The organism is Paenalcaligenes sp. DL 463 (genome assembly GCF_057475185.1).
In genome coordinates this window covers 554,155-580,717 of sequence record NZ_JBYBKX010000001.1, presented here as the reverse complement: position 1 = coordinate 580,717, position 26,563 = coordinate 554,155, and the positions used below count along the sequence as shown (strand labels likewise).

Annotated in this window: 23 protein-coding genes; 10 read left to right on the top strand and 13 right to left on the bottom strand. The window is 51.0% G+C overall.

All coding sequences use genetic code 11. The features are described from left to right. Nucleotides 1-11 precede the first annotated feature (11 nt). A complete protein-coding gene (locus AC2UZI_RS02685) occupies nucleotides 12-2,378 on the bottom strand; it encodes a type VI secretion system Vgr family protein (protein WP_486942285.1) in 2,367 nt (788 codons plus the stop codon). Between the two features lie 137 nt (nucleotides 2,379-2,515). Here AC2UZI_RS02685 and tssG point away from each other — a divergent pair, with 137 nt between their 5' ends. Then, nucleotides 2,516-3,529, top strand: a complete 1,014-nt coding sequence (gene tssG, locus AC2UZI_RS02680; RefSeq protein ID WP_486942284.1) for a type VI secretion system baseplate subunit TssG — start codon at nucleotides 2,516-2,518, stop codon at nucleotides 3,527-3,529. Here the strand turns inward: tssG and AC2UZI_RS02675 are convergent. The 12 genes from AC2UZI_RS02675 to AC2UZI_RS02620 form a co-directional block, all read right to left on the bottom strand. Then, complete coding sequence (locus AC2UZI_RS02675) at nucleotides 3,511-4,149, bottom strand: TetR/AcrR family transcriptional regulator (RefSeq protein WP_486942283.1); 639 nt, start codon at nucleotides 4,147-4,149, stop codon at nucleotides 3,511-3,513. The genes tssG and AC2UZI_RS02675 overlap by 19 nt on opposite strands. 119 nt (nucleotides 4,150-4,268) lie before the next feature. After that, nucleotides 4,269-5,075 carry an aspartate dehydrogenase gene (locus AC2UZI_RS02670; RefSeq protein WP_486942282.1) on the bottom strand — a complete coding sequence of 269 codons (807 nt, stop codon included), beginning with the start codon at nucleotides 5,073-5,075 and terminating at the stop codon, nucleotides 4,269-4,271. A gap of 4 nt (nucleotides 5,076-5,079) precedes the next feature. After that, entirely contained in the window at nucleotides 5,080-5,871 is a 792-nt protein-coding gene (locus AC2UZI_RS02665; RefSeq protein WP_486942281.1) for an alpha/beta fold hydrolase, read from the bottom strand. Between the two features lie 12 nt (nucleotides 5,872-5,883). Continuing rightward, nucleotides 5,884-6,861 (bottom strand): TRAP transporter substrate-binding protein, encoded by a 978-nt coding sequence (locus AC2UZI_RS02660; protein WP_486942280.1) that lies wholly within the window; start codon nucleotides 6,859-6,861, stop codon nucleotides 5,884-5,886. A 24-nt stretch (nucleotides 6,862-6,885) separates the two neighbouring features. Then, a complete protein-coding gene (locus AC2UZI_RS02655; RefSeq protein ID WP_486942279.1) occupies nucleotides 6,886-8,154 on the bottom strand; it encodes a TRAP transporter large permease in 1,269 nt (422 codons plus the stop codon). A gap of 2 nt (nucleotides 8,155-8,156) precedes the next feature. Next, the gene (locus AC2UZI_RS02650; protein WP_486942278.1) at nucleotides 8,157-8,681 is read right to left on the bottom strand and encodes a TRAP transporter small permease; all 525 of its coding nucleotides are present in this window, start codon (nucleotides 8,679-8,681) and stop codon (nucleotides 8,157-8,159) included. Further along, nucleotides 8,669-9,619 carry a 3-hydroxyacyl-CoA dehydrogenase gene (locus tag AC2UZI_RS02645; RefSeq protein WP_486942277.1) on the bottom strand — a complete coding sequence of 317 codons (951 nt, stop codon included), beginning with the start codon at nucleotides 9,617-9,619 and terminating at the stop codon, nucleotides 8,669-8,671. Before AC2UZI_RS02645 ends, AC2UZI_RS02650 begins: the two co-directional genes overlap by 13 nt. A 9-nt stretch (nucleotides 9,620-9,628) precedes the next feature. Continuing rightward, entirely contained in the window at nucleotides 9,629-9,943 is a 315-nt protein-coding gene (locus tag AC2UZI_RS02640; protein WP_486942276.1) for an NIPSNAP family protein, read from the bottom strand. A 30-nt stretch (nucleotides 9,944-9,973) separates the two neighbouring features. Next, entirely contained in the window at nucleotides 9,974-10,471 is a 498-nt protein-coding gene (locus AC2UZI_RS02635; protein ID WP_486942275.1) for a cupin domain-containing protein, read from the bottom strand. A gap of 217 nt (nucleotides 10,472-10,688) precedes the next feature. After that, nucleotides 10,689-12,908 carry a DUF5710 domain-containing protein gene (locus AC2UZI_RS02630; protein ID WP_486942274.1) on the bottom strand — a complete coding sequence of 740 codons (2,220 nt, stop codon included), beginning with the start codon at nucleotides 12,906-12,908 and terminating at the stop codon, nucleotides 10,689-10,691. A 120-nt stretch (nucleotides 12,909-13,028) separates the two neighbouring features. Continuing rightward, entirely contained in the window at nucleotides 13,029-13,757 is a 729-nt protein-coding gene (locus tag AC2UZI_RS02625) for a SapC family protein (protein WP_486942273.1), read from the bottom strand. A 171-nt stretch (nucleotides 13,758-13,928) separates the two neighbouring features. Further along, the gene (locus tag AC2UZI_RS02620; protein ID WP_486942272.1) at nucleotides 13,929-14,723 is read right to left on the bottom strand and encodes an alpha/beta hydrolase; all 795 of its coding nucleotides are present in this window, start codon (nucleotides 14,721-14,723) and stop codon (nucleotides 13,929-13,931) included. 86 nt (nucleotides 14,724-14,809) lie between these two features. Between AC2UZI_RS02620 and AC2UZI_RS02615 the strand changes: the two genes are divergently transcribed. The 9 genes from AC2UZI_RS02615 (at nucleotide 14,810) to entS (ending at nucleotide 26,500) form a co-directional block, all read left to right on the top strand. Continuing rightward, complete coding sequence (locus AC2UZI_RS02615; protein ID WP_486942271.1) at nucleotides 14,810-15,862, top strand: FecCD family ABC transporter permease; 1,053 nt, start codon at nucleotides 14,810-14,812, stop codon at nucleotides 15,860-15,862. Between the two features lie 5 nt (nucleotides 15,863-15,867). After that, nucleotides 15,868-16,653: an ABC transporter ATP-binding protein gene (locus AC2UZI_RS02610; RefSeq protein WP_486942270.1), complete on the top strand. Its 786-nt coding sequence runs from the start codon at nucleotides 15,868-15,870 to the stop codon at nucleotides 16,651-16,653. A gap of 11 nt (nucleotides 16,654-16,664) precedes the next feature. Beyond that, nucleotides 16,665-17,798: an ABC transporter substrate-binding protein gene (locus tag AC2UZI_RS02605; protein ID WP_486942269.1), complete on the top strand. Its 1,134-nt coding sequence runs from the start codon at nucleotides 16,665-16,667 to the stop codon at nucleotides 17,796-17,798. A gap of 24 nt (nucleotides 17,799-17,822) precedes the next feature. Further along, entirely contained in the window at nucleotides 17,823-18,596 is a 774-nt protein-coding gene (locus AC2UZI_RS02600) for an alpha/beta hydrolase (protein WP_486942268.1), read from the top strand. Between the two features lie 70 nt (nucleotides 18,597-18,666). After that, on the top strand, nucleotides 18,667-19,350 hold the full coding sequence (locus AC2UZI_RS02595; RefSeq protein WP_486942267.1) for a 4'-phosphopantetheinyl transferase family protein: 684 nt from the start codon (nucleotides 18,667-18,669) through the stop codon (nucleotides 19,348-19,350). 41 nt (nucleotides 19,351-19,391) lie between these two features. Next, nucleotides 19,392-21,035 (top strand): (2,3-dihydroxybenzoyl)adenylate synthase, encoded by a 1,644-nt coding sequence (locus AC2UZI_RS02590; protein ID WP_486942266.1) that lies wholly within the window; start codon nucleotides 19,392-19,394, stop codon nucleotides 21,033-21,035. Next, nucleotides 21,032-21,271 carry a phosphopantetheine-binding protein gene (locus AC2UZI_RS02585; RefSeq protein ID WP_486942265.1) on the top strand — a complete coding sequence of 80 codons (240 nt, stop codon included), beginning with the start codon at nucleotides 21,032-21,034 and terminating at the stop codon, nucleotides 21,269-21,271. The genes AC2UZI_RS02590 and AC2UZI_RS02585 overlap by 4 nt, the downstream gene beginning before the upstream one ends. 37 nt (nucleotides 21,272-21,308) lie before the next feature. Next, a complete protein-coding gene (locus tag AC2UZI_RS02580) occupies nucleotides 21,309-25,271 on the top strand; it encodes a non-ribosomal peptide synthetase (protein WP_486942264.1) in 3,963 nt (1,320 codons plus the stop codon). Then, the gene (gene entS, locus AC2UZI_RS02575; protein WP_486942263.1) at nucleotides 25,262-26,500 is read left to right on the top strand and encodes an enterobactin transporter EntS; all 1,239 of its coding nucleotides are present in this window, start codon (nucleotides 25,262-25,264) and stop codon (nucleotides 26,498-26,500) included. Before AC2UZI_RS02580 ends, entS begins: the two co-directional genes overlap by 10 nt. Nucleotides 26,501-26,563: the final 63 nt, after the last annotated feature.

The window sequence follows — 26,563 nt, the reverse complement described above, 5'->3', positions numbered from 1 at the left end:
CCGCTAAACAATTACCCAATGGAGGTCAAACCGTTCACTCGGCTGTCTAAGCCAGCCACTTGTTTTTTTAGCCCCGTCATTTCTGACTGCATGCCTTTTTGTGACTGCTTAATACCGATAATGCTGCGAACGGCCACATTGGCCTTAGTCTTGATCATCTGATATTCATGTGCTTTCGCAGCGGCTTCTAATTTGGCAGCCTTGATCTGACTCACGCTGCCCACGAGTTTCTTTTCTACACCCACCCATTCGAATTTGGCAGCAAAAAGGTTATTCACATTCGCCATCACTTTGGTATCAATGCCACCAAACGTTAACTTAGCGATGGGTGCCAGCTCGAACACCAACGCGTTGTACGTTTGAAGCGTGGGGGCGTTAAATACATTGAACGTGGATGACTCGTGCTCAGTCGTAACCGTGCCCGTTACTTTCTGGTAATAATCCGAGTTATAGGTATACGACGCGTTGCCTGTCGTCGTCTCTGTTAAGGTGCCATCAATATTTCGAGCGACCGCCCCCGTAATCTCTTGGGTCTGTCCCGCCGTAAACGTGTCAGTTACCAGCCCGTCCACCGTCACATCGCGTGTGGTGTCATATTGATAAGTGGCAGCAGAAAACACCGTCTTCTTGAAACTATCCTCGTACGTGTGTGTGGCTGCCGCGCCCACGGTCACCTCTTGTGTGCCACCCACGTTGCGGATTTCATTCACACCGATGGTCGTATCTAAGTCAGTTCCAATCTTAATGGTGGAGTTACTGCCCACGTCAAGATGGCTATCCACCCCCACCAAAATGGTGTGATTGTTTCCTACCGTATGGTGATGATCCACGCCTACGCTTTCTAAGGTCGATAACTCCACACTATTAGTGTAGTTGCGCTCGGCATGAAGGTGAACTTGCTCGTTACCCGCGGCATCGTCAAACAGTAAATGGTTCGCATTGGCTGCACTGCCTCCCCCAAACGAGCGACTGATAAAGCCAGACTGCGTGGGTGATGGCGTAAAGCCCGGTTGCTGCTTATCGTTGTAGACCCTGCCCGTCACAACAGGCCGATCTGGATTGCCACCAATGAAGTCCACAATCACTTCTTGGCCAATGCGCGGTGCCATCACTGAACCAAAACCCGCCCCTGCCGAATCATTCGACACTCGGATCCAGCACGATGCGTTTTCATCGAACTGAGCATAACGATCCCACCGGAAGTGCACTTTAATGCGTTGATACTCATCGGTATAAACCTCAGAACCGGCTGGACCGGTCACCACGGCCGTTTGCGGCCCATTCGTTTTAGGTCGGGGCGTCACCAAGGGGGCTCGGTAAGGAACCTGCACATCTTGAGCCGTAAACTCAAAACGGTATTCCCCCACGCCACCGGCGTCGCCCGAAAAATAGCCCGCCTCGGTTAGGTAGTAGTGCACCGATACAATTAAATAATCTTTTAGATCAACGAGTCTCGGGCTGTGCTTTAAACCAAACACATAGCCAGGCGCCAACGCACGCACATTGGCCTCACCTTCGATACGGCTTGATGCTGAGTGCGCCTCTTCAACACGCACACGCACGTAATGCTCCCCTTGGTCTGGGTCGACATAACCCGCCTGCCAATCGTAGACTTCTCGATTAGCCTGTTCAATGGAATAAGGGACACGACGTTGTTGACGCAAACTGGCGGCTGACTTTTTAAAGTCATAGTCATCCACCACATACTCCACGCCTTGCAACTGCTGATGACTGCGCCATGCGCTGATACTTTGCTCAGTGACAAGCGTGTTGGCATCTTGCGGGAAATAGGGAATATAGGGCTGCTGCGGCAACATATCGTGCGCGCTTACGTCATCACATAACACCAGCACATGCCGATCCACGTGGTGCTCAAAGTAGTAATAAATGCCCTCTTGTTCCATCAAGCGCTGGATAAAATCCAAGTCACTCTCTTCATACTGAACACAAAACTCGTAAGGGCTGTAACTAGCGCTTAATCGTTTACTAAAACTGTAGCCGGGATAAGAGCCTAAAACCTCGTCAAGAATATCCACCACGGTCATATTTTGGTAGATTTTGCAGTCACGATTACGGCTCAAGTACCACAACCAAGGACGTACTTGAGCACGATATCTAGCAAGACGCCTGCCGCCCAGCTCTTGGCCTATATAGCTAAAACTGATCACATCGCCATTTAAGTAGCGCTTCTGCAAACCATCCACGTCGATTTCAAGGCTAAAGCTTTGGCCTAATAACGCCTTAGCCTCAATCGAGGCATCTTCGCTCAATAGCTCCACCTCAAACTCGTAGACTTCAGAGAGACTTTCTTTACCAATGAGCTGTTTGAACAACAGCCCTGCCCCTAAGCTACTGTGCGCCGTCACGACCCGATTCATCCCTGACCCCCTGTGAACTCGAACAGGTGAATTCTAAGAATGCTCTGTGACAATGGCATTAATCGCCATGTAACAATTGCCTACTAAGGCTGGGTTTTCAAATCTCTTTCACATTGGCTCACTAGACTAGCGTGTCTATGGATACCCAAACACACTTAACACGCTTATGGCAGCAGCTCGAACAGCGACCTTACGAGCACGATCTGTATGCCTTACTGCGGCGCTTAGAATCCTCGTATGCGCTGCCTCGTCCGTTGGGACATAACGTCTTACCGCAGCATGAGCCCTTACGATTAGGACAACTGCCCTCGCTGGCTTTTGCTCCCTCTACGATCCGTGCAATACGGTATCAGGACTCGGCAAAACCCAGTATCCACATCGCTAGTTTTGGCCTTTTTGGTCCAAATGGACCACTGCCCCTGCACCTGACTGAGTACGCACACGAACGCCTACACCAGCAGCGCGACCAAAGCTTGACGGCCTTTACTGATGTGTTTCACCATCGTTTGATTAGTTTGTTTTACCGTGCGTGGGCAAATCATCAAAACGCCGTCAGCCTGGATCGTCACGATGAGCCATTTAGCCGTTATGGCGCAAGCCTGAGCCATCAAGACTTACCTTGCTCAACCAGCGCACAAAGCAAACCGCTGATTGCCCCCCATGCTCGCCTTTACTATGCAGGCTTACTGACCAACTCCAGACGCTGTGGAGAAGGATTACAGCAAATTCTTCAACACTTTTTTGGGGTTGCCGTGCAAGTGGCTCAACACATACCGCAATGGATTACGTTGCCTCAAACTCAGCAACTACGCTTAGGTCAACGGCAACCCCTGAATGAACTTGCCCCCCTAGGCCGTAAAACCTATAGCGCTCAATATAAGTTTCGTCTTATTTTTGGGCCATTAAGCCACCGTCAATTTCAATCTTTCCTGCCTCAACAACGTGCCTACCTACAGGTAATTGAATGGGTAAAGCTGTATTCGGGGATCGAGCTGGACTGGGACTTACAGCTGGTACTTCATAAAACAGAAGTTCAGGGCTTACGTCTGGGCTCAGCCGCGCAACAGCTGGGACTGAACTCGTGGTTGGGTATGCGCCCCGAACAATTGAGCCATGCCAATGACGTTATTCTTCAGCCTCGACTAGGCTGAGCCACACCGTAAGCATCGTAAATCAAACGCTCAAAGGCCTCGTACATCATACGCAAGCGATCAAAGCTTCCTGCATCCCGGGTAATAGGGTCCGCGCTATTGGCCATTTCAATCAGTAGCCATGCCACCGTCTCAACGGGGGTTTCGGGCAAAAGCTCTCCGCGATCTACAGCCTGGCGCATGCCGGAGTTGATACAGAACTGCAGCTTATTCGTGTAAAGAGTCACGGCTTCGCGCGCGATAGGCGAAATTTGATCTCTTTCCGATCGCATGCGAGCAATCAAGCTCCAGGGATAGCTGGTATTGCCACTGGGGTTAAACACCAGATACCGAGAGCGATTAAATTGCATGCTCTGGTGTATTTTCTCGCTTAAGGTGAAGTCTGACAGCCAAATCTGATCGAAATGTCCGATCGTGCGTTGGCAATACTCGATGGTCACCTCTTCGATCAGCTGGTGTTTGTGCCGATAATGGTAATGAACGTTACCCCGCGTACAGCTCAGCTCTTGGGCAATCTGTTGAAAGCGAAATCCAGCGCTACCATGGGCAATTAGCATCCGTGTAGCCACCTCTTTGATTCGCTCGCGCATGGGTAACTGTTCGCTTAAATTTTTTTTCATTCTTTGGAAGCGGGGAATACAAAAGGATTAAGGCGAAATTATAGCAGTCGCCTTCTCTGCACCCATTCTACATTGGCAAGCAAGCGAGACTGTTTGTATACCAATGTAGACCCATCCTTTTAGCGTAACTGTAACGAAGCAAACTCTCGTTTAATCACACTGCTAATACTTTGCGCCACAATCCACGATGACTTCGGGTTCGCTGGTGAGGGGGTGTTCATAAGCTCTAGTCTCATCTCCCCAAACTGACTACTGACTGCAATCACATGTTTGTTTTTAGTCAGGGCTGGGTCAACAATCACTTTGACGTGTGTATTTTCCATTCCTACCCCCGCTAAAGCGATGGTAGCAGCCACATTTAAATTCTTTGGATAACGCAAGGCCGCCTGCGCCGCATTACCTTCAAAAAGCAGCAGCTCTTCCGTTACCGAGTTGGCATCAATCGCTAAAGCTTGCAATTCGGGAAGCCATGCCTGCACAGGTTTACGCGATTCGTAGGTGACGTTCAAATCTGGTGCACTACGTACCGACTGAATGTAATCAAGTCCACCTACTGCTCCGGAAGGCACAATCACTCGCCCTTTATGGGTGTGAGCCAGCTCGATTAAATTCGCTAAAAGCGCCTCATCAGCCAGCGCCCCCACCGAGGTCACCACAACAGTCATGCCTTGGCGCAAACAAGCGGGCACGTGCTGCTTCACCACCTCTTGAGAGGCCGCCTCAATGACCAGATTGGGCTTTAACGCCAACAGCTCTTCGATATCAGCGCACTCGTTAATCTCTGGGCCTAGCTCGATTTCGGTGCCCGTGTCTTTACGACGAAGCACCGACACTTCAGCCTGCAACTGCCCAAATAAAGGCTGTAACTCGCTCAGTACATCTTGGCCAATTGCGCCAAGTCCAATAAAAGCAATGCGATATGTCATGTGTTTATAAACCATTCAACCACGTCGCCAAGGCCTCGTTATAGGCCGATGACAGCGTCAAAGGAAAAAAATGTCCACCGGTACGCCATTGCTGAAACTCGGCTTGCGCAATTCGCTGCTGCAGCTCGAGTTGTAACGGTGCGGGCACTACCGCATCGTCGGCAGCACTTAATACCAGCGTAGGAATACGTAGCGCCCCCAAATCAGGGCGTGCATCAAAGCGCAGCAATGCCGCAATGCGCTCTTGCACAATCTGCTTACGCTGCTCAGACCAGACTGAGGCGTTACCTGCAAAAAAAGAAGGGGGCTGGTTCCATAGGTAATCAGGCGGATACGACAGATACAATCCTTGCTGCTCGTAAAGCGCCGCGTCATTGCGCAATAGCCGAGAACGATACTCGAATAAGGTTTGCATATACTCGTTAGGCCCAGCCCATGTTCCACTTAACACTAATGAGGCGATTCTTTCTGGGTACGTCAGCGCGAGCGACTGCGCGATGCAGCCCCCCGTTGAATGGCCCACACAATGAACGGCCCCTACATTCAAGTGCGACAAAACGTCAATACAATCGGCAGCCAGTCGCTCGATGCTAAGGGGCGTCTCACCCCGGGACGAGCGTCCAATGCCACGTTGATCAAAACGTATCAACTGAACTTTATCGTGATCAAAGCTGACCCCTTTCCAAAAGGCCGAGGTACCACCTAAACCACTAATCAACAGCACCGGTGCGCCTTGGCCTATGGTTTCACCAACCAGTACTGCACCATCATCAAGCGGGATCTGGAAAGGAGTCATTGCCTAAAGCCTTTACTGTCTAGCAGCTTCGATTTGTTGCACGAACTCTTCACCGCCCGGAGCAGATTTCGTAATGGTATCCCAAGCAGCTCGTGCTTCGGCACGGAAATTCGTCAAATCAGGGCGCTCGATTTGCACACCATGCTCTTGCATCGTGTTAAAAGCTTCGACGATTTTCTGGTTCTGATAATCAACGGCCACACGCATCGCATCTTTACCCGCTTCGACAATCGCCTCTTGCACGTTTTCTGGGTAACTCTCGAATTTCGCTTTAGAGATGATAAACAAGCTTGGTAGCTGATGAACCTCTGTTACCGAGTAGTGCTTAATCGCTTCTGCAAAGCCATCGCCCACGGTTTGATCTGGGCTAAGCTCCGCCGCATCGACGACACCATTCTGTAGCGACATAAAGAGCTCGGCATAGGCAGTCGGTGTAGGCTGCGAGCCCAGCGCTTTGTACGCTTCTACGTAACCAGGAGACTGAATAACACGCACTTTTAAGTTCTGCATGTCGCTCAGATTTTTAATGGGTTTCATTGAGGCCATGCTGCGCGCATAAATGGCTCCCCAACCCAACCCTTTCATGCCATATTTATCAAGCTCATCAAGCAGTTTATCGCCTACCTCGCCCTGCATGATCGTGTTGGCTTGCTCGTAATTATCAAATAAGTACGGCAGAGACAAAACCCGATACTCGCGTACGGTATTCTCTAAGGAAGGCTGGCCTACGATCAAGGCATCAACCACACCAGTGCGCACGCCCTGTACCAGCTTTAATTCGCCCCCTAAGCTTCCGGAGGGAAACATGGTCACTTTAACTTGGCCATCGGTTTTCTCATCCATCAACTTCGCAAAATGATGACCCGCGACTTGATAGGAACTGTTTTCACTTAACGCATGACCAATATTGATCTCGATGGTTTTGGCTTGTAGGCCCATCGACAACGTCAATAACGATGCCCCTAATAAGGCATTAACTGTGGTTTTCATAAGGTCTCCAATTTCTCTCATTTTTTATAAAAAGTCTGCAATGAGCAGCGGTACATACGTAATCAAAAGTAGATTAACGAACAAAACGGCCAAGAAAATACTCAAAGGACGCATCAGTTTTTCCATGCTGATATTAGCGATGCCACAAATCAGGAAAAGGTTAACGCCCACGGGCGGTGTCACCATACCTACCGCCAAGTTCACAATAACCACCAACCCAAAATGCACAGGGTCAATGCCTAAGCTCACGGCAACAGGAGCGAGAACAGGGGCAAGAATTAAAATGGCTGCAAAGGTTTCCATGAACAAGCCGATAATAAGCAGCGCGATATTCACCACCAATAGGAAAACATAGGGGTTATCGGACACCCCCAGCAATAACGCCGCTACCTTTTGGGGGGCTTGATACAGTGATAAGGCATACGCAAAGACAGCGGCAAACCCTACAATTAGCAGCACAATGGCCGATGTAGTGGCCGAATCCCAAAAAATTCGCGGTAAATCACGGATGCGAATTTCCTTATAAATAAATGTGCCAACGATAAAGGCATAAGCCACGGCAACCACAGCCGCTTCGGTTGCAGTAAACAATCCGCCGTAAATACCGCCCAAAATAATAACCGGCATCAGCAATGACAGCGAGGCCGCTTTGGTTGCCTTGCCCACGCCCGCCAGCCACTCGACCATCGTCACAGGCTGTGCAGTACCATAACCTTTGATCGACGACCAAATAATGATGGTCAACATCAATGAACCACCGATCATCAACCCCGGAACAATGCCAGCCATGAACATTTGGGCAACCGATGTTCCGGTTAGCATGGCATAGATAATCATCGGTACCGAGGGAGGTAGAATCACACCTAATTCGCCAGAGGCTGCAATGACGGATGCGGAAAACGAACGTGGGTATTTATTCCGCTCCATCTCAGGAATCATCACTCCCCCGATAGCGGCAGTCGTTGCGGAAGACGAACCACTAATGGTGGAAAAAAACATCGTAGTTAGTACCGCCGCAGCACCCAACCCCCCCTTGACCCAGCCAATTAAGGCCATCCCTAAATCAATTAGCCGCGACGCGATGCCGCCGGTTTGCATGAGTCGCCCCGCTAACACAAAGTAAGGAATCGCCATCAGTGCAAATGAGTCCATGGCTTCAAACATGGTTTGCGGCACTGAAATTAGCGGTATGCCTTTGTCGAGTAGTGCGGGAAGCGGGGCAATCCCTAGACTTAACGAGACCGGTACACTGATAAGGAACAGCAACAATAAATAAACAATTCCTGAAGCCATAATTACTCCTGCCCTAAACTTTGACCAGCAAAACGGATATCCGTACGCGTGCAGTAGGCTTCCACCATCAAGGCCACCGTGTTGAGGATCATTAACGCAAAACCGATAGGCATCGACACATACACCCAATTCTTAGGTAAAGACAATACGGGGCTAGACTCAATCGCACCAAACTCCAGAAACTGCATGCCCAAATTAAACATCAGCCCGAAGAAAGCGAAACAAATCAGCAAGGACAAATAACGAAGGCCCCGCCCTAAGCGCTGAGGGACACTGTGCACCACGATATCTAAGGAGATAAGTTGTGCTTTTCTACATGCCACCGCTGCACCTAAGAAAATGACCCAAATCATCATGTAACGCGCCAGCTCTTCCGTCCACGGCGCCGAGACATTAATGTCAAAGGCACCGAGTAAGAATCGAACAATCACTTGCCAAAGCGTGCACACCGTCATCCCTACCAGCAATGCAGCGAGCACCCAACGTATCAAGCCATTTAGCCGATCGACAATCTTTATAAAGAGCATGGTTTATGTCCTTTTGCTCCCTGCATCTGGAGCAGAATCGTAGCAATGGTTTCATCCCGCCAACCACGCTTAGCATCAAGCTGATCTACACGTAGCTGCGCACGCATCTCTTGATGTAGGCGTTGAATCAAATTAGCGTTCACGGGTGGAGGTAAGCCTTTTTCCGCCGCCATATCATTAAAAATGTGGCCATAGCGCTCTAAATAACCCTCAACGCCGGTGGGCGCATTCAAATCCACCCCTTCGATCGGCCCCAAGGTGGCCCAGCGCAACCCTAGCCCTTGACTGATAATGAGGTCAGCGTCAGAGGCACTAATCACGTCTGCCGAAATCAGCTCAAACATTTCCGTTAACATGGCGCCTTGCAACCTGTTAAGCACAAAACCGGGCACCTCCTGTTTTACTCGCACCGGCACTTGTCCTACACGGAGCATTAAGGCGTTAGTACTCGCCAACACCGCATCGGAGGTCCACTGCGAAGCGACAACTTCCACCACTGGCATCAAATGGGGTGGTGTCATTGGGTGCGCCACGACACAGCGGTCACGCCCTTTCAGCTTCTCCGTAAACTCAGACGCTCCAAAGGTAGAGGTAGAGCTGGCTAAGATTGTCTCTTTAGGCGCTAACTCATCAAGGCGAGCAAAAAGCTGCTCTTTGATATCGAGACGCTCATAAATGGCTTCTTGTATATAGTTCGCATCCAGCACAGCTGCTTCAAGCGTGTTCACAAAGGTGATACGCGCTAATAGCGTGTTTACGTCCTCGCCCTCGCGTAGCAAGACACGTGAATGATGGATCGCTTCGGCAATGCTACGTTGGGCATTGTCCAGATGCTCAGGCTCTTCGTCATACAGCGCAACATTCAATCCTGCCCTTGCAAACAACAAGGCCCACGACGAACCAATTAGCCCGCTGCCGATAATTCCTATATTTTTCATGTGCGTCAATTATCGAATAGGGGAAAAACTAACCGGTTTTAAGATGCGAGTGTTCTGGGTATCAATAAGATCAGTGACCATATCCAGATATTTCAACCACTCTTTATCGGCCATCATGGCCGTTCTGGCACGATCTCGTTCGTCTAGGCTGTCGTAACTCCACAGCGCCACTACGTGATTTAACTCGCCCACCTCTGAAATAAAGTAGCCAAGAAAGTTACCCAGATACTGTTTCTGCAGTGCTAAGCCGTGCGCTTCGTACGTCGCTACAAACTGATTCACCAACCCCGGCTTAATCCGGTAGTCTCTTTCTTCTATGTACACAGGCTAATCCTTTGTTCTAAATGAAATCGTTTACTTCATAGTCCAACCAAAGACCGTATTGGCCTCAATTTCCGCGATGTTTTCGGGACGAGGGAATGGGGCTGGAGCCGGTTCACCTGCCGAACGAGGACGACCTATTTGACGGAAAAAATCATCGAGCCCACCCGGCATCAACACCCAGAAAAACGAAAGTGGCCCCGGCCCCGGATTCAGAAATTTATGCGTGCTGTTACGAGCCAGAAAAAGGGAGGCACCGGGCGCTAACGCATGCTCAACACCGTCCAGCACCACCGTGCCCTCACCTTCAACGATGTAAATCAGCTCTTCATGCGCATCGTGCATATGCTCTCGAACAAAGCTTCCGGGGTCGATGGTTTGCGTACCCGCAGAAAACGCGGTGTGCGCACCCAACTGTTTGGCATTAAAAAGCGTGCGCACAAACCCATTAGCAGGCACAGGCTGCCAATAACTTGCGCCACCTTCTGGAGTGATCACACGCGATCCATAATCCTGTTTATCGTCTTTCATTTCTTCGAACCTTAAACTGACATATGAGTCAGTATCTATTTATTCCCGACTTAAAAATATTAGGGATAGTACGAATAATCGGTATTAGCGAGCATTAAATTTACTTAAGTAACTGACATAAAACTGACTTTTATGTCAGCCTTAGGCAAAAAAATAGGCTGAATATCATTCAGCCTATCTAGAACAACTTAAAAAATATCGCCTACGATTTAAGGGGTTAACGACGAGGCCACCAAGGCTCAAAGGCTTCAGCATCCACACCGGCAGGCACGTACCATCGCTTCACCGCCGGATCCCATCTAGCCCCCAATGCTTTAGCCTGATCTTTCTCTGCAAAGGGTACGTCGAGGTCAACGCGAGCACCGCTTGCGGAGGGAGACGGATCACGCACCGTAAAGCGAGTGGATCCCGATTCAGCCATGGCCTGTACATAAGGCTGCGCATCAACTCGTGTACGATTCGCGACCACCGTTTGATCGGCCCGATCTTGAGTTTGCTCTATACCCAAACGCGCCACGAAAGAACTACGCCATGCCTCATCCTTAGGCGCCAGTAAGCTCAAGCGCACTTGTGTGCGTGTCACCGCAACGTAAAACAAGTTTTCTTCTTCTACCGTGGTCAACGCATTGAGCGGAAACTCATCTTTTTGCAGATAAGGCAAAATAACGTGTGGGTATTCTTTACCCTTAGCGCTGGAGATACGCGCTATGCGCACCGCCTGCCCGTACGGATTCGACGGCTCAACCAACGTATCCAAACCGATCAACCAACGATAAAAGGCTTGCACACTTAATTGCTGTAACTGGGCCACACGAATAAGCTCGGCAATAGAACGGCTAATAACCAACGCGTGTTGTTCGTGCACAAATAGTCGTTGTGCCAACGCCGACAAATCCAGAATATCAACGATATGCTGTAACACCTCGTGGGCGGGCGCTCCTTGCGCCTGTTCACGCAAATGTTCCACCGCTTGATTCATACGTTGAGCCGGCAACTCGGGCGCTGTGCGAAGAATTTGGCCACTAAAAAAGAAAGACAGCATCTCGGGGTGCTCAGCGATATCTGCTTGCGCTGAGCTTAAATCGTCATCCGAAAGGCTTAACTCAGCAAAAAAAGCCAAAGCACTGACGATTTCACGGCGTAAACTCGGCTGCGGAATTTCACCTAAGGCCGATAGCGCCAAGGCCATCAAGCCTCGGATAAACGTAATTTCACGCCGCATTAAGTAAGGCCTAAACCCTTGCACCACATAGGGAACACGTCGCGCCAGCAGTGCACTTTCTATGGCGACAGACTGATGCACATCCCTTAATAAAATGGTGCATTCGTTTAAATTATTGCCGGCATCCGTCCACGCTTTAATGGCCTGCAAGCAGGCATCTGCCCCGGCATTTAAATCAGCATGATCATAATAAAATGGTGCTATTTGCGTGCGCTCTGCCAGCGCCGAGCTGACCAACTTATTCTTAAAGTGCTCAACCGCAAAAGCCAAGTGCGGACCATGTCGATAGGTTTGCGTCAGAGGAAACGAACGTGCATGGTCATAGCGCTGCTTAAACCGCTCAAGTAAAAAACCTTCATCCGCCCCCAACTCGCTATGTATGACCTGATCTTTATCGCCCGCCCCCACAAAGTACACGTCCCCCTTTTCCAGTAAGGCACATAAAATACAAAAAGAGGCCTCGTTCAAATCGTGTAACTCATCTACCACGATCAAACGGTACTCGGGCAAAATCTCGTGCCAGTAGGGCTCTTGATTAAGGCCTTTAGCGAGATCATAGGTCGCGTCATACGGCCCCCTAAAAACCACCCCTTCATAACTATCGTTACGCAATGCTTCGTATTCGATGGCAGTTAGGTAATCGGTTAGCGTTGCTTTCGCATTAATCGCGATATCTTCTAGCTCTAGCCCTAACTCTTCAGTTTCCAATAACATCGACGCTTTAAGCCGCTGCTGGCAATCGATGAACTGACTTATCGCCACCTGATGCGTGCGAATATCGAGGTAAGGATAACGATGCGAATATTTGGTGCTTACCCGCTTAATCGCTTCAAGCACAAAGGGACGCAACTCGTCGGCGCGACGGTAAGACGCAACGGACGTGTCTTCCCGTTTAGCTAATTCCTCAATCGCAAAGCCCTCAAAGCTACGTATACGTAACTGACGTAGTTGGTAGGGAAGCACACCAATTTGCAGCAGTCGTTCACGCAATACGTCTTTGGCTTCATCCGTAAACACCAACGCCAACACCTTTGTTGGCGCTAATCCACGTGCCAGCGCTTCCGCGATGCGCAAAGCCAAGGTCGTTGTTTTTGCCGCGCCCGCATTCGCATGCACTAAGCTGATTCGACGTTGCGACAGTTGAATGGCCGCCTGCTCAGGCGTGGGCTGTATGTTTTTTGGAATAAATCGTGCGATGGCGGAAGTAGGTGTCATAAACTTATTTTGGCCGTTAAGCCCAGACTTGTATAGCGCAAACAAAAAACCATGTCATTAGACTGGCTAAAGACATGGTTTTATAAGCGGATCAAACCGACCCAACGCGCCTCACAGCAGTTACTTCGCCAGTAGGCGTTCTGCGCGACGAGCCATATTCTGTATATTGCCCAACGACGCACGGTGCAGCTCGATTAAGCTTAAGGCGCCATTGTGGAACATTTCAACCACCATTTTATCGTCTAACTTACCGAATTTTTCATCGTTCACCACCCAGAAACCGCTAAGAACTTTTTCTTCACCCTCTTGGGTAACGGTAATCGAGCGTGGCTCAAGTAAGCCCATTTTGTATAAACGGCTGGCAAACTGCTGACTTACAGCGATCTCGTTTTGATAAACGCGCAAGAACTCCATCAACTGTTTTAAGTAGGCAGACTCTTCCCCGTTTTCAAAAAAGGCCAAGCCTTCTGTTTTCCCTAAGCCCGGATAGGTCTCATCCACATAAACCGCCAACGCGTTTTTATCTTCTGTCGTACCTAAGATAAAAGGGTAGCGCTTAGCAAAACCGGGGATGTACGTCTCTGGGCTCCAGGCCCCATCCGGCGACACAAAAAGGTTGGTCGCATGCTCTAAGCCCATTAGCGCCACAACGTGAAACTGATTTTCTTCGCTTTGTATGAACACAACCGGATAATGGCGTGAGGCGTCAGCGAATTCGCTAATCGATAACGGCATCGCGTTCGTCGTACGCGCAAATTGATAGTGGTTCTCGTTAATATCAATTTTTAAATCATGGTGATCAGCTTTATTTAAAGCAATCGTGCGCTCGTAAAGCATAGGGCCAGACATGGTGGACTCCGAATACAGATTAGTCCCATTACGAAAATGGGGTGGTGCCACAGTTTTGGACACCGTTATCAAAAATAAAATAGCCCCGCAAACGTTAGACGGGGCAATCTTGTATTTTACCTTTTTTCTGCGTCGCCTGTATGGCCAATGATCGATATCCGACCATTCAGCCTAACGAAACGCACGTTGCCACGCTACCGTTGATGCGCTGCCATGATCAGCGTCGTCAATCACACCAAAATGCACCGTAAAGCACGGATATGTACGCAAGATACGGGCTAACTGCTCTGCCCCCGTGACCATTTTTCGTTGCTGGCGGCGTTGCTCATTGCACTGCTGCGCCTCAAGCGGTAGGCTCAAATCGCGAGGACTTGCTCCTTGCTCATACTGCCCCACCGTTAAATACACCTCTGACTGCATGCGCACGCGCCGCGCGCTTAAACACTGCGATGCATGGACCAACAAATAAAAATCAGCCCACCACACCGACGGGCTAGAAATAATATAACGATTGAAACGAATCACGTCGGTCAACATATGGTGACTCACGAACAAACCAGCTAAAGAGTGACCGCACAGCGTTCGTTTGGACGGATTGATGGGCAGCATCTGCTCTACCATCGGCAATAGCTCACCGACCAACGCCTCCGCCAATAACGCATAGCCGCCCGAGCCTTCTGGCTGAAGTGTCGCCGAGTAGTTGGGATCAATAAGCGGGGTATACACGTACTTACGTTGCGCGGGCGTTGAAACACCAATTCCGACCACCACCCCTTCCGCATCACCTCGCAATACATAGGGTGCCGCTTGATCTTGGGTAACGCTTAATGCCGTCCAGAACTCGTTCTGATCTAACACATACGAGACGGGCCATCCTTTAGCGGGAGGAACACACTGCGGCCAAGCCAGATTGATTCTAAAAATCAGCCCTTGAGCGGCTTTCAGTTCAAAACGTACATAATTCATGACAACAATGCTCTATCTTTACGCACGGTTGGGTAATCAATCCACTATACTCTTATTTTTGTAAACAGTTCTCATTTAAGTCCTTAATGCTTTCTATTGACTCTTCTCAATCCGCAGCCAGCCGTTACCACGAACTTGTGCAGTATCGATGGCTACTGATGGCGGCTTTGGTATTTGCCATTGTTCTGTCCACCTTGGCCGACTTCACGCTAGGCCCTTCGGCCCTCAGTTGGAAAGAGTTATGGCAAGCACTGATTAGCCCCATGGGCGAACAGAACACCACCAGTGTCATTGTGTGGCAACTACGCCTTCCCTACTCGATGATGGCCGTGGCCATCGGTCTAGGCTTAGGGTTAGCGGGCGCAGAAATGCAAACGATCTTAAATAACCCACTGGCTAGCCCCTTTACCTTGGGCATCTCGTCTGCCGCGGCTTTCGGGGCTTCGCTCGCCATCATTCTTAATTTATCGCTGCCCGGAATACCCCATTCATGGATGGTTGCGACCAATGCCTTCATGTTTGCACTGTTTTCAGCGCTATTACTTGACGCTGTGGCCCGTTGGGGCTCAATGAGCAGTTCGGGTTTGGTGCTATTTGGCATTGCGCTGGTGTTCTCCTTCAATGCCTTAGTGTCGTTAATGCAATTCATTGCCAGCGCTGAAGACCTGCAATCCTTGGTCTTCTGGACCATGGGCAGTTTATCTCGCGCCACATGGCCTAAGGTCGGGGTCATGTTTTTAGCGGTACTGCTTATTTTGCCGCTCGCCATACGCGACTCGTGGAAACTGACCGCCCTTCGTCTAGGCGAAGACCGCGCGTTCAGCTTCGGTATTAATGTTCAGCGCTTACGGTTAACGTCGTTACTGCGCATCAGTTTCATGGCGGCTCTTGCCGTGTCATTTGTGGGCACCATCAGCTTTATCGGCTTAATCGCACCCCATATCGCACGACGTTTATTTGGCGAAGATCACCGTTTTTACTTGCCAGGCAGTGCGCTCATCGGGGCGCTAATTCTCTCGCTTGCCTCCATCGCCTCTAAAAACATTGCGCCCGGCATTATTATTCCAGTAGGAATCGTCACCTCACTGGTTGGCGTGCCATTTTTCTTAATGGTGGTGCTGCGCCGCCAAACTAAGTAGTTGATATGTTAGAAGTTAAAAACTTAAGCCTTGCCTATGGCAAGCAAACTATCGTTCGCGACCTCAGCCTGCAGCCCTTGAAAAGCGGGCAGGTGATCTCACTACTTGGGCCCAACGGCAGTGGTAAATCGACCTTGCTTAAAGCGCTAGCTGGCTTGTTGAAGCTTAAGCAGGGCGACATTATTTTGAACGATACCAACCTGAATAACGTTAACTTCGAACAACGTGCTCAGCACGTGGTTTATCTGCCCCAATCTCTACCGGCTGCCGTCCACTTACGTGTGTTTGAGTCAGTGTTGGTGGCAGCCAAAGCCTCGGCGTTAGCACCCGAATCTCAGGCCGTCAGTGATAGTGCCATCCTTGAGCTTTTAGAACGGCTGGGCATTGAACACCTTGCCATGCACTACTTAGACCAGCTATCGGGGGGGCAAAAACAACTGGTAGGTCTCGCGCAAGCCTTGATCCGTCGGCCTCGACTCTTACTGCTGGATGAACCGCTTTCTGCACTGGATTTGAACTATCAGTTTCATGTCATGGACTTACTGCGTCAGGAAACCTATCAACATGGTTTAACCACATTGATCGTGCTGCACGACTTAAATGTGGCCTTACGCCATAGTGATTACGCTGTGCTCATCAAAAAAGGCGAGCTCTTAGGCGAAGGCACACCAGACGAAGTGATCACACCTGAGTCGCTGGCCGCTGGCTATGGCGTAGAGGCACGCATTGAACGTTGCTCTAAAGGCAGTAACCAAGTCATGATCGACGGGCTGCGCGCCCCTATCTTGTAGGTACATTAACGATGAAAAACACTCTGTTATCTTTACTGTGCACGGCGGCATTAAGCTTGGTCGCTTTCGGCGCTGCAGCCCAACCCATCACCGTCGTCGACGCGTTGGGCCGAACGGTAGAACTTGAACAACCCGCAGAGCGCGTGGTGTTGGCACAAGCCCGCCATTTACCTGTTTTAGCCTTACTGCACCCCGAGCCCGTTAGTATCTTGGCGGGTTGGTCTGACGAGTTTCGCACCTCTTTCTCAAACGAATACCAAAACTATCTCGACCGTTTTCCTGAGATTGCCGAAGTGCCCACGGTGGCACGGCATACGGCAGAGAGTTTCTCCGTCGAGCAAGCCCTTGCTCAACGACCGGATCTTATCGTGCTGACGGCAAGCTTTGCTGGAATCGCTAAAGGCCAATCACCTGACGAATCAGTGCTATTACGTCATTTTGACGCGGCGGGCGTTCCGGTCATTATTATCGACTTCTTCATCGACCCCCTTAACAACACGGTGCCAAGCTTACGCGCGCTGGGAAGCGCAGTCGGTCAAACCTCGCGCACAGAAGCGTTTATTGAGCTTTACGAGTCACACATGCAGCGCGTGTCTGAACGCTTAGCCGCCATTGCCCCTGAAAAACGCCCTCCCGTTTTTGTGCACGCTCATGCAGGAAGCACTGACTGCTGCAATTCGCCAGGCACGGGCACTTTCAACGATATGATCAGTTATGCTGGCGGACACAACATTGCTAACGATGTGCTGAAAACCGTCACGGGCCGCCTTAACTTCGAATACATCTATAGCAGCGAACCGACGGTTTATATTGCGACCGGTACCGGCGCCGGCAAACGCACCAACGATGGCTTACGTATTGGTACGCACGTCACGCATGCCGAAGCGCAAAGCAGCTTAGCGCATATTATTTCGGCCAATCGACTCGGCTCGCTTCCTGCCATGAAATCGGGTAATGCTCACGGAATCTGGCATGCGTTTAACGACTCGCCCTTACACGTCATCTTTATTGAAGCCCTTGCTTCGTGGATACACCCAGAACCGTTCAGCGATGTATCGGCCAGCGACACCTTAGCTGAAATCAACGAGCGTTTTCTCACTGTGCCCTTAGAAGGTACCTACATGGTGTCAATCGAAAAGGACTAAGCCCTTAGCCACCAGAATGCCCACATGAAAACACAATTTGTGTCTGATGCGGCCGGACAAGTGCACCTTCTGCGCTACTGGCCCGCGTCCACGCCCGAGCCTGCCCCATTATTATTGATGTTAGATGGTGATTGGCTGCAATCCGACATCGAAGCGTTGCAACGCACAAAAGGGCCTCAGCACATACACATTGCTAGCTTAGGCTATGGCCTTGATCATGCTGAGACCGCTGCTCGTCGTGCTTTTGACTATACCCCTAACGCACCAGGCCCCCATCAGATAGACCCCCGCGTAGAAAATTGGCGCTGCGGCGGTGCCGATGACTTCTCTCGCTTTCTGCATCACACCGTGTGCCCTCTGCTTAGCGAAGCCTTGGCTGTGGCCCCCAACAAGATGGGGTTATTTGGTCATTCCTATGGCGGACTCTATTGCCTTTATCAGCTATTTTGCCAGCAACCTTCAGTCTTTAACCATTTTTATGCGGCAAGCCCCGCCCTGTGGTGGCACTGGCCCTTACTGCTTCAACTCAGCCAGCCAGCCGCATTTGCTCGTCCCAATCATCTGCACCTGATGGTGGGCGAAAATGAGCAATGGCATGCCAAACCGGCCCAGTCAGGGGAAGAACGGCGTAATGGCTCACCCACACGAATTTTGATTGATGAGCTCATGCAAAGCCTGCGCGGTAAGGCTCGACTACACACTGACTTGAGTATCTTTAAGTCTCAACAGCATGGCCCTATGCTGAGCGCGGCCGCCCTGCACAGCATTGCCGTGTTCACACAGCGTAAATCTCAGTGACAAGCATGGCTTTTCGTCAGAAAGAGTTTTAAAATGAGAACGATTATCATTTTTAGTCTCTTAACGGTTCATGAGTTTCGCACACGTTTATCACCTAAACGCCTCATTATTTCAGCAATTGGAGGCCTCCTATTTCGCCTGCTTGCATGCAGCCGATTGGGTACGGGTGCGCTCATTAAAACGTCAAGCCGATCAACAAATACGTCAGTTAGCTTACGCTACGCTTTATAAGTTATGGCGAGCACACAACCCCTCTGCCACGAAGCCAGCCTCTGTTCGCCATGATTCGTTAGGCAAACCCTTTATTGCGCAGCAGGCTGAACACGAACCATGGCATTTCAACCTTTCGCACTCAGGACAGCAAATCGCTATTGCCTTTGCCTCGTCCCCTGTGGGCATAGACATCGAATACCAGCGTGATGTGGAAGTCAAAACGCTCGCGGCACATTACTTTAAAAATGAGCCCTGGGTGAGCCATAGCCTTGCCACGTTCTATCAAGCCTGGGTCTGCAAAGAGGCCTTACTTAAGGCAAAAGGGATCGGCTTGCGCGTCGACCCTACGCTGATCACCTTACACCCGCCAAGTCGGCGTTATGCACCCGTCAAGTCGGCTCCAAGCGAATTAGAGCTTGCGTCTTATCAATACGCCTTAATTGACAGCCCAAAGCGCTACGCCTGTGCAATCGCCTGCGAAGGCACGACCCCTACGGTTCAGTCTCACACGCTCGGTTTGGCGCAACTGCTAGCACTGTAAAACTGACAAATGCCGTTATATATGTAATAGTTCTCATTATCATGACGAAAAATATTCCTATTCATCAAGAGTGGCCTGCTGAGTTTGTTAGCCGGTATCAACAAGCGGGTTATTGGAAAGGTGAAACCTTTGGTGAGCTGCTGCGAGAGCGCGCCCAAGCGCATCCAGATCGCATTGCGATTGTGGGCGGAAATAAGCGCTGGACCTACCAAGAGCTTGATCACCGCGCCTCTACGATCGCCCTAAGGTTGCAACAAGCTGGCTTTAAACCCGGCGACCGAATCATCATTCAGCTACCTAATATTCCTGAATTTATTAGCGCGGCCTTTGGTTTTTTTCGGGCGGGCATCCTTCCTATCTATGCGCTACCCGCTCATCGTATTACCGAAATTGAGCACTTTGCGAAAACCGGCGAAGCAGACGGCTACCTGTGTGCAGATACTCATGCCGGATTCGATTACCGTGGTTTAGCTCGCGAGCTTCAAACTCGGTGTCCTACTGTAAAAAGTGTGTTTGTGGTGGGCGATGCTCAAGAGTTCATTTCATTCGACGCCTTGCAAGAAAGCACCGAGCCGGTTTCCATTGAGGCCTCTGTGCCCAACCCGCAAGACGTCGCTTTCGTGCAAATTTCAGGTGGTAGCACTGGTCTTTCCAAACTGATACCACGTACCCACGATGATTACCTCTACACGCTACGAGAAAGTGCGGACATTTGCGGCCTAGATGCCAACAGTGTTTTCCTCGGCGCTTTACCGATTGCCCATAACTTTCCCATGAGTTCACCCGGATTTTTTGGCACTTTATACGCCGGTGGACGTGTTGTGCTTAGCGAATCCCCCAGTCCAGAGGCATGCTTTTCGCTAATCGAAGCAGAAAAAGTGAACGTTTCTAGTCTCGTCCCACCGCTGTTGTTATTGTGGTTAGAAGCCGCCCCCAAAAGCCCGCATTCGCTTTCCTCATTAAAAGTGCTACAGGTCGGCGGTGCGAAGCTTATTCCTGAAGTCGCCCGACGCGTAAAACCCATCTTAAACGTCACGCTACAACAAGTATTCGGCATGGCTGAAGGGTTGGTGAATTACACACGTCTTGATGACGACCTTGAAACCATCATCGAAACGCAAGGACGCCCTATCAGCCCAGACGACGAAATTCGTGTGGTCGATGATAACGACGTGCCCGTTGCCCAAGGTGAAACCGGCCATCTATTCACCCGAGGCCCCTACACCATTCGCGCCTATCACAATAACGATCAGGCAAACCAACGCTCGTTTACCAGCGAGGGCTATTACCGCACCGGCGATATCGTCAAAGTCACGGAAAACGGTTACCTCATTGTTCAAGGTCGAGCCGGCGATCACATTAACCGAGCGGGAGAAAAAATTTCCGCTGAGGAAATTGAAGACCATTTGCTGTCTCACCCTCAGGTTTTTGATGCCGCCGTCGTTTCGGTACCCGATGACTACCTTGGCGAACGCAGTTGCGCCTTTGTGATCCCCAAGGGTGAAAAACCACGTGCTAGCGAACTGAAAAAATGGGTGCGTGAGCGCGGTATTGCCGACTTTAAAGTCCCTGATCAGATCGTATTTGTTACCGCCTTTAGTGAAACTGCCGCTGGCAAAATCAGCCGCAAAATGCTGCGTGCACAACTTCAAGCCCAATTGACTCAATCCACAGACTCATTATGACCACCCCACTCACTCTCGAGCGCATGCGCGCCGATATTGCAGCGATGCTGCACGAAGACCCCTCTGATATCCTCAATAACGACAACTTGATGGATCTGGGCTTGGACTCCATGCGCGCCATGACCTTAGCGTCACGTTGGCGCGAAGCTGGCGCAAAAATTGAATTTGCTGAAATGGCAGAAAACGCGTCCCTCGAACACTGGTGGGCAATCGTGAATGCCTCCCTCGATCATTAAGCACCACTGATTCCTTTACTGCCGCGTTATTTTCATCATGTTTAGCAACGATCACCACGTATCGGATTCTGCCGCGCACACCCAGCAAACCTTCTTGTTAACCGAAGCACAAGAAGGCTTATGGTATGCACAGCGCCTAGACCCCTTGAATCCTATTTTTAATACCGCTCATTGCACCGACTTTATGGGGCAAGTTGAGCTTTCGTTGCTGGTTAAGGCCATTAATCAAACGCTACGTGAGGCCGATGCGTTGTCCTTGCGTCTGATTGACACGGCAGATGGCCCGCGGCAATACCTAGACCCATCGTATTGCCCGAGCTTAGAAGTCATTGACTTACGTCATCATGCTGATGCCTTAGCGGTCAGCGCACAGGCCATGCAGGCCGATTACCTGACGGCTATTGACCCGACACAAACGCCCTTGGCCTCGCAGAGGCTTTATCGCATTAGCGACACACATTGCCAATGGTACCAACGCGTCCATCATTTGGCAGCGGATGGCTATGGGATGGCGCTGATTGAAAACCGAGCGACACAGTTATACGAAATCTGGCGCAAGGGTCACGAAGACCACGCCAAGCCACTGACCTCGTTTATCGACGTTATTGCAGACGATGAGCGCTATCGCAGCAGTGAAGTACGCGCGCAAAACCAATCGTACTGGTTGCAACAGCTAGACGGCGCCGAAGAGGTGGCCAGCCTTAGCGCCAGCGCCGCCCTCACAGCACACTCCTGCCTGTACGCTCACGCCCCCGTTCAACAGCGGACATTAGGGCTATTACTCGCCGCACAAGAACAGTATGAGTGCAGTTGGCCCGACATATTGACCGCTCTGTGTGCGGCCTATCTGCAGCGTCATACGCGTCAGTCGCAAGTGGTGTTGGGTATGCCGTGGATGGGACGTCTTGGAAACATCAGTGCACGGGCTGTTGCTACCGTCATGAATATCGCGCCTTTAGTGCTGCACATTGATGAACGTGCCAGCATCAAAGATTTTTTAAAAGACAGTGCAAAAAGCATACGGCAGGCACGCCGACACGGCCGTTACCGTAGCGAACAGCTACGTCGTGATTTAGGTTTGCTTCAAGGCATGCGACGCTTGCACGGGCCCCTCGTCAACATTCTGCCTTTCGACGCCCCATACGAACTTGAAGGCGTAGAAGCGAAGCAGCGCGTGCTGTGCGCTGGGCCTGTTGAAGACATCAATATCAACCTTAGGTCGGCACCCGATGCCAGTGGATTACGCATAGAGCTCGAAGCGAACCCTAAGCTTTATCGACAAAACGACATTGATGCCCATTTAAAACGACTGCTGCATTTTTTAGAGCAAGCCTTAGCAGCACCTTCACTGCAGGTCGTGCCCTCACTCACACCAGACGAACAGGCGTATTGGGTAGGCGAGCAAAATCTAACCCAGCACCCTATTCCTTCCTCAACGCTTAATGAACTCGTCGCCCAGCAATGTCTTGAATTCGCTGATCACACCGCTTTGGTGTTCAAAGGCGAGCAGACCACCTACAAGCAATTCGCTGCCCACGTCACGAATATCGCCAACCGTCTTGCAGCGATGGGCGTAAAACGTGGCGATTTGGTTGCGGTCATGCTTGAGCGTAGCAGCGATATGGTGTTGTGCCTGCACGGCATTTTAGCAGCAGGTGCCGCCTACCTTCCCTTGGACCCCAGCCAAGCGACCGAACGAACGCAACGCATTCTAAGCATTGCCACTCCTAAAGTGGTGATTACATCCAACCAGCAAGCCACATCGAACGCCGTTACGGTGCGCGACCTTATTGACGTGCCTGCATCAACGCAGACCATTCGTCCTCCCGCCCCGTCAGACCCTGCCTATGTGCTGTATACCTCTGGGTCTACCGGCGACCCTAAAGGAGTCGTGGTCAGTCACCGTGCCATTGTGAACCGCTTGATATGGATGAAAACGCACTATCAACTTGACCACACGGCACGTTTTCTTCAAAAAACACCCTACACCTTTGACGTGTCATTATGGGAATTATTTTTACCCATGCTGTGCGGTGCCCCACTGGTGATTGCCGAACCCGAGCAACACAAAGACCCTTATGCGTTGCTGGAACTCATAGAAGCCGAGCGCATCTCTGTGGTGCACTTTGTGCCCTCTATGCTTAACGTGTTTCTAAGTGAACCACGTAGTCAAGGCTTGTCTATTGATTATGTGTTTTGTAGTGGAGAAGCCTTAAGCGCTGCGCTGTGCAAACGTTTCTATTCCCAGATTCGCGGACAACTGCACAACCTTTATGGGCCAACGGAAGCCGCCGTGGACGTCAGTTTTTGGCCTATTGCTGAGGATGCCATTAGTGACCCTGTGCCCATTGGCAAGCCGGTTTGGAATACGCAATTGTATATTTTGGACGACTACCTACGTCCGGTTCCGCCCAATACGGCGGGCACGTTATACATCGGCGGGCAACAACTGGCCGAAGGTTATTTGGGCCGTACGGATTTAACCGCACAACAATTTATACAAAGCCCTTTCAGTGCCGATCCAGACATCCGTCTCTACAACACGGGCGACATCGCTCGTTGGCGCGATGATGGCGCCATTATTTATCTCGGACGCGCCGACCATCAAATTAAATTGCGTGGACAACGCATTGAGTTAGGCGAAATCGAATCTTGCCTTGCTAATTACCCCGCAGTTCAAGAGGTCGTGGTCATTGCACGCGAAGATCAACCGAGTGAACTCTATATTGCAGCGTATTTGGTGGCCAAGCCAGACCACAATCCACATAGCGAAACGGTACTGGCCTACGCACACACGCGACTTCCTGACGCAATGATACCCAGCGCTATCGTGTGGCTGGACGCGCTGCCCCTGAACGCCAATGGCAAACTTGATCGCAAGGCCTTACCTGCACCCGAACGCGGCGTGCAAGCCGGTAAAACTTTAGAGGGGGACACCCAACATCGAGTGGCTGCGCTTTATCAAACACTACTGAATCTGGATAACCCACCCTACGCCAATGACGATTTTTTTGCACTAGGGGGGCATTCTTTACTTGCTGCACAAGCCATCAGCCAATTACGCGAAAGCACAGGCTTAGGCTTAAGTTTGGGCGCCATTTTCGAGAACCCAAGCGTAGAGCGCTTAGCGTCATATCTCGATCACGCCACCCATACCCCATCGATGGCCAACACGGCGGGCTTTAACCCGTTATTGGTGCTTCGGTCCGCCCTTAACACAACGCCCGAACCCGCCTTGTTCTGCCTACCCCCAGCGGGTGGCTTAGGTTGGTGCTATGGCTTTTTAGCACGCAATCTTGAGGGGGAGAGACCCGTTTACGGGCTGCAGTCGCGTAGTTTGCATACACACCTTCCGCACCCTGCAACGCTGGCAGAGATGGCAACTGACTACGCCAATCAAATCCAAGCACTGCAAGCCACCGGTCCTTATCACTTATTGGGTTGGTCGGTAGGGGGCATTATGGTGCATGAGGTTGCACAAATACTCGCTGAACGTGGGCTAACGCTGGGCACCTTAACAATGCTTGATGCCTACCCCAGTGACGTCTGGCGCGACCGCGCCGCCCCCGAGCCTGAGGATCGTTATAAAGCGTTGCTGTACATCGCGGGCTACGACCCCGACAGTTTGCCGGATGTCAGCCTCGACGAAAGCGGCGTTATCGGATTTCTACGGCGCAGTGGCCACGCTTTAGGTGAGCTCAGCAACGAACAATTACAAGGTGTTTTCCGCTCAGTCGAACTTAACAATCACGTCGTACGCGAACACCATCACAGTTTTTTGAATCATGAAATACTGTATTTTCGAGCCGCACTGGATCACCAAGAGGACAATCTGCGCCCAGTGATGTGGGCACCGTGGGTCGCTTCGCTCGACATCCACGACGTGCCATCCCTTCACGCCCACCTTACCAACAGCGACGCGATGCAACATATCTTACGCGTTCTTCACCCTCGACTGCGCTCAGCGCAAACACAGCATCAGGCCGTAGCATGTCCTTAAGTCGTTTTATCATTGATATCAGCCCTTTGCGCGAAAGCCGCGCCTTTCGCTACGCTTACGCGGCGCGTACGGCTTCCGTGCTGGTTACCGGCATGATGCTGGTCGCTGCCAGCATTCAGCTCTACGAATTAAGTCAGTCCAGCGTCGCCGTCGCACTGTTAAGTGTCAGCATGGCGGTTCCCATGGTCATCGCGCTGCTAATTGGCGGTGTGCTTTCTGATCGCATCGATCGACGTAAGCTAATGATGTGGTCCCGAAGTGTTTACGTGCTTAGCGTCTTGCTGTTTCTCATTAATACGCTGCTGTCTACACCTTCGATCGCTTTGATTTATATCGCGGCCATGATCGGAGGGGCCGCAAGCGGGATCAGTATTCCAGCCATGATGTCTGCCACCCCAGCCCTAGTAGGAAAACAGCACTTGGCCTCGGCCGCGGCACTTTCCGGGTTGTCCATGCAACTGGGCGGTGTACTTGGCCCACTTCTAGCGGGGGCTCTGATTGCTAGCCCCAGTGGGTTGGTCATGTGCTATAGCATCGTGCTGGTGGGCGTCTTAACCACCCCGTTTTTATTGTCTGCTTTACCGGCCCTCCCTCCACGGGGCGGCGATGGCAAACCCAGTTCAGCAATCCATGCCTTTGCTGAAGGCTTTCATTACATGCTGCGCACGCCGCTGCTGCGTAATTTGCTGCTGATCGACCTTGTCGCTGTGGTTTTTGCGACCCCTCTGGCTTTGCTACCCGAGTGGGGCGACGTGGTACTTGGACAAGGGGCAAGCGTCACCGGTGCCTTATACGCTGCACCCGCCATCGGGGCCGCATTAACGGCACTGAGTAGTGGATGGATACGCTCTTTAAAGCGCCCAGGCATCACTATTATTGGGGCCGTACTCGTTTGGGGGCTTGCCATCATCGCGCTCTCTCAAAGCACTCACCTGTATCCATCCATGATCGCTTTAGCCATCATGGGTTCGGCTGACACCCTATCAAAAATGTTGCGCATGACACTGGTACAACGCCATACTCCCGATCATCTTTTAGGCCGTATGTCTGCACTTTGGATGACCCAATCCTCTATCGGCACTGCTGCTGGAAACCTACAAATGGGCAGCATGGCGAAATGGTTTAGCCCATCCCTCGCCCTTTTCGTAGGCGGTTGCGCCTGTACGCTTTCAGCAGGGTTGTTTGCCAGTCGCCATAACGCGTTAAAAACGGTAAACGGCCACACGTAGCGGCGCATTCTGCAACACGCCTCGCTAAAACAGCTCTGCCATTTATTCAACCTCCCTTTCTCG